Origin of the sequence: Allokutzneria sp. NRRL B-24872 (genome assembly GCF_002155965.1) — a bacterium.
Taxonomy (GTDB): domain Bacteria; phylum Actinomycetota; class Actinomycetes; order Mycobacteriales; family Pseudonocardiaceae; genus Allokutzneria.
Genome location: NZ_MUMH01000151.1, coordinates 1 through 5,264, shown reverse-complemented (window position 1 = coordinate 5,264; position 5,264 = coordinate 1). Strand labels below are relative to the sequence as shown.

Here is a 5,264-nt window from a genome sequence, read left to right as displayed (position 1 = left end):
ACACAACGAAATGAACAGCCCCGGACAGGGAATCGAAACAGGTTCTGCTGGATGGTGTGCGTGTGTTCTTTGAGAACTCAACAGTGTGCCGATGTAAGCCAGTGAGCTTATATAGATTGAACCCCTTAAGGGTTCCTTTGAGATGATTGATTTGCCAGTAACTGGCTAGATCTCGTCTCTCCAACATTGATGGAGAGTTTGATCCTGGCTCAGGACGAACGCTGGCGGCGTGCTTAACACATGCAAGTCGAGCGCTGAAGCCCTTCGGGGTGGATGAGCGGCGAACGGGTGAGTAACACGTGGGTAATCTGCCCTGCACTCTGGGATAAGCCCGGGAAACTGGGTCTAATACCGGATACGACCTTCTACCGCATGGTGGGGGGTGGAAAGTTCCGGCGGTGCAGGATGAACCCGCGGCCTATCAGCTTGTTGGTGGGGTAATGGCCTACCAAGGCGACGACGGGTAGCCGGCCTGAGAGGGCGACCGGCCACACTGGGACTGAGACACGGCCCAGACTCCTACGGGAGGCAGCAGTGGGGAATATTGCGCAATGGGCGAAAGCCTGACGCAGCGACGCCGCGTGAGGGATGACGGCCTTCGGGTTGTAAACCTCTTTCAGCAGGGACGAAGCGCAAGTGACGGTACCTGCAGAAGAAGCACCGGCCAACTACGTGCCAGCAGCCGCGGTAATACGTAGGGTGCGAGCGTTGTCCGGAATTATTGGGCGTAAAGAGCTCGTAGGCGGTTTGTTGCGTCGGCCGTGAAAACTCAGGGCTTAACTCTGAGCCTGCGGTCGATACGGGCAGACTTGAGTTCGGTAGGGGAGACTGGAATTCCTGGTGTAGCGGTGAAATGCGCAGATATCAGGAGGAACACCGGTGGCGAAGGCGGGTCTCTGGGCCGATACTGACGCTGAGGAGCGAAAGCGTGGGGAGCGAACAGGATTAGATACCCTGGTAGTCCACGCCGTAAACGTTGGGCGCTAGGTGTGGGGGACTTTCCACGTCCTCCGTGCCGCAGCTAACGCATTAAGCGCCCCGCCTGGGGAGTACGGCCGCAAGGCTAAAACTCAAAGGAATTGACGGGGGCCCGCACAAGCGGCGGAGCATGTGGATTAATTCGATGCAACGCGAAGAACCTTACCTGGGCTTGACATGCACTGGAAACCGGTAGAGATATCGGCCCCCTTGTGGCCGGTGTACAGGTGGTGCATGGCTGTCGTCAGCTCGTGTCGTGAGATGTTGGGTTAAGTCCCGCAACGAGCGCAACCCTCGTTCCATGTTGCCAGCACGTAATGGTGGGGACTCATGGGAGACTGCCGGGGTCAACTCGGAGGAAGGTGGGGATGACGTCAAGTCATCATGCCCCTTATGTCCAGGGCTTCACACATGCTACAATGGCCGGTACAAAGGGCTGCTAAACCGTGAGGTGGAGCGAATCCCAGAAAGCCGGTCTCAGTTCGGATCGGGGTCTGCAACTCGACCCCGTGAAGTCGGAGTCGCTAGTAATCGCAGATCAGCAACGCTGCGGTGAATACGTTCCCGGGCCTTGTACACACCGCCCGTCACGTCACGAAAGTCGGTAACACCCGAAGCCCATGGCCCAACCCGCAAGGGGGGGAGTGGTCGAAGGTGGGACTGGCGATTGGGACGAAGTCGTAACAAGGTAGCCGTACCGGAAGGTGCGGCTGGATCACCTCCTTTCTAAGGAGCAACACACATCCACGCGGTGTCTCTGCGGAGCCCGAGTGGAGTGTCTGACTGGTTACTGCCCGAATGTGGTGGTCTGGTTGGGTGCTCAAGGAATTGTGGAATCACTGGCGAAAATCCTGTCGGAGTCTCGCGACGAGACCCGCTAGTACTGCATCTGATGTGAGTCGGGTGCGTGGAACGTGGTGTTCGAGTGGTGGAGTCATGGATGGGGTGTGCGGCACACTGTTGGGTCCTGAGAGAACACGCGATGAGCGTGGAATCTCTAGGATGAAGTAGCAAGTCTGACCTTGCGTAGGTGACAAACCGGCGGATGTTGTCCGTGAAGGTGTTGCTGGGTAGGCGTGGGGTTCGGGTTGTTCTTTGAGAACTGCACAGTGGACGCGAGCATCTTTGTGGTCAAGTTGTTAAGGGCATACGGTGGATGCCTTGGCACCAGGAGCCGATGAAGGACGTGGAAGGCTGCGAAAAGCCTCGGGGAGCTGCCAATCGAGCTGAGATCCGAGGGTGTCCGAATGGGGAAACCCAGCCAGAGTCATGTCTGGTTACCCGCATCTGAATATATAGGGTGTGTGGAGGGAACGCGGGGAAGTGAAACATCTCAGTACCCGTAGGAAGAGAAAACAACCGTGATTCCGTGAGTAGTGGCGAGCGAAAGCGGATGAGGCTAAACCGTTTGTGTGTGATACCCGGCAGGGGTTGCGCAGGCGGGGTCGTGGGACCTACTGGATTGTTCTGCCGGACAATCGTGGAGTAAGAAAATACTGTGGTTAGCGGAACGTGTCTGGAAAGCGCGAGCGTAGAGGGTGAGACTCCCGTACGTGAAAGCCCGGTATCTCCATGGGTAGTTATCCCAAGTAGCAGCGAGCCCGTGAAATTCGCTGTGAATCTGGCGGGACCACCCGCTAAGCCTAAATACTTCCTGGTGACCGATAGCGGACTAGTACCGTGAGGGAAAGGTGAAAAGTACCCCGGGAGGGGAGTGAAAGAGTACCTGAAACCGTGTGCCTACAATCCGTCAGAGCCTTCGGGTGATGGCGTGCCTTTTGAAGAATGAGCCTGCGAGTTAGTGGTACGTGGCGAGGTTAACCCGTGTGGGGTAGCCGTAGCGAAAGCGAGTCTGAATAGGGCGATCGTAGTCGCGTGCTCTAGACCCGAAGCGGAGTGATCTACCCATGGCCAGGGTGAAGCGACGGTAAGACGTCGTGGAGGCCCGAACCCACTTAGGTTGAAAACTGAGGGGATGAGCTGTGGGTAGGGGTGAAAGGCCAATCAAACTCCGTGATAGCTGGTTCTCCCCGAAATGCATTTAGGTGCAGCGTCGCATGTTTCGTGCCGGAGGTAGAGCACTGGATGGTCTAGGGGGCCTACAAGCTTACTGAAATCAGCCAAACTCCGAATGCCGGTACGTGAGAGTGTGGCAGTGAGACTGCGGGGGATAAGCTTCGTAGTCGAGAGGGAAACAGCCCAGAACACCAGCTAAGGCCCCTAAGTGTGCGCTCAGTGGGAAAGGATGTTGGGTCGCTTAGACAACCAGGAGGTTGGCTTAGAAGCAGCCATCCTTGAAAGAGTGCGTAATAGCTCACTGGTCAAGTGGTTCAGCGCCGACAATGTAGCGGGGCTCAAGCGCACCGCCGAAGCTGTGTCATTCACATATATAGCCCGGCTCATGATCTTGAATTGTGGGTCCAGGTGTGTGGATGGGTAGGGGAGCGTCGTGTCACCAGGGAAGCGGCCGTGGAAACGAGCCGTGGAGGTGACGCGAGTGAGAATGCAGGTATGAGTAGCGAAAGCAGAGTGAGAAACTCTGCCGCCGGATGACCAAGGGTTCCTGGGCCAGGCTAATCCGCCCAGGGTAAGTCGGGACCTAAGGCGAGGCCGACAGGCGTAGTCGATGGACAACGGGTTGATATTCCCGTACCCGTGTGGATGCGTCCATGGTGAGGCAGGTGATGCTAACCGCCCAAAGCGTTGTGCGTCTTCGGACAATCAATGTGGAGCGCGGGATCCGAGCCTGTAGTAGTCAAGCGATGGGGTGACGCAGGAAGGTAGCTCCGCCAGTCAGTGGTAATACTGGTGTAAGCGTGTGGCCCGAGTGGTAGGTAAATCCGCCGCTCATGAGGGTGAGGCGTGATGCGTAGCCGATTGAGGCGAAGTAGAGTGATCCTATGCTGCCGAGAAAAGCCTCTAGTGAGTGTCCATGCGGCCCGTACCCCAAACCGACACAGGTGGTCAGGTAGAGAATACCGAGGCGATCGGGTGAACTGTGGTTAAGGAACTCGGCAAAATGCCCCCGTAACTTCGGGAGAAGGGGGGCCGGGTGGCCTGAAACTCTTAACGGGTTAGGGCTGAACGGCCGCAGAGACCAGGGAGAAGCGACTGTTTATTAAAAACACAGGTCCGTGCGAAGTCGCAAGACGATGTATACGGACTGACGCCTGCCCGGTGCTGGAACGTTAAGGGGACCGGTTAGTCACTTTGGTGGCGAAGCTGAGAACTTAAGCGCCAGTAAACGGCGGTGGTAACTATAACCATCCTAAGGTAGCGAAATTCCTTGTCGGGTAAGTTCCGACCTGCACGAATGGCGTAACGACTTCTCCGCTGTCTCAACCACAGGCCCGGCGAAATTGCACTACGAGTAAAGATGCTCGTTACGCGCGGCAGGACGGAAAGACCCCGGGACCTTTACTATAGCTTGGTATTGGTGTTTGGTTCGGCTTGTGTAGGATAGGTGGGAGACTGTGAAGCGATCACGCCAGTGGTTGTGGAGTCGTTGTTGAAATACCACTCTGGTCGTACTGGATGTCTAACCTCGGTCCATGATCTGGATCAGGGACAGTGCCTGGTGGGTAGTTTAACTGGGGCGGTTGCCTCCCAAAGGGTAACGGAGGCGCCCAAAGGTTCCCTCAGCCTGGTTGGCAATCAGGTGTTGAGTGTAAGTGCACAAGGGAGCTTGACTGTGAGACCGACGGGTCGAGCAGGGACGAAAGTCGGGACTAGTGATCCGGCACTGGCTTGTGGAAGCGGTGTCGCTCAACGGCTAAAAGGTACCCCGGGGATAACAGGCTGATCTTGCCCAAGAGTCCATATCGACGGCATGGTTTGGCACCTCGATGTCGGCTCGTCGCATCCTGGGGCTGGAGTAGGTCCCAAGGGTTGGGCTGTTCGCCCATTAAAGCGGCACGCGAGCTGGGTTTAGAACGTCGTGAGACAGTTCGGTCCCTATCCGCCGCGCGCGTTGGATACTTGAGGAAGGCTGTCCCTAGTACGAGAGGACCGGGACGGACGAACCTCTGGTGTGCCAGTTGTTCCGCCAGGGGCATTGCTGGTTGGCTACGTTCGGAAGGGATAACCGCTGAAAGCATCTAAGCGGGAAGCTCGTTCCAAGATGAGGTATCCCACCACCTTGAGTGGTTAAGGCTCCCAGTAGATGACTGGGTTGATAGGCCAGAGATGGAAGCACAGTAATGTGTGGAGTTGACTGGTACTAATAGGCCGAGGGCTTGACTACAAACATGCTACGCGTCCACTGTGCGGTTCTGGGAGAACAACCC

2 rRNA genes are annotated in these 5,264 nt (G+C 56.7%); both read left to right on the top strand.

Annotation, left to right across the window (positions count from 1 at the left end):
- Positions 1-186: 186 nt before the first annotated feature.
- Positions 187-1,704, top strand: a 16S ribosomal RNA gene (locus CCN37_RS31805).
- A 403-nt stretch (positions 1,705-2,107) separates the two neighbouring features.
- Positions 2,108-5,221, top strand: a 23S ribosomal RNA gene (locus CCN37_RS31800).
- The 16S and 23S rRNA genes sit together here, the layout of an rRNA operon.
- Positions 5,222-5,264: the final 43 nt, after the last annotated feature.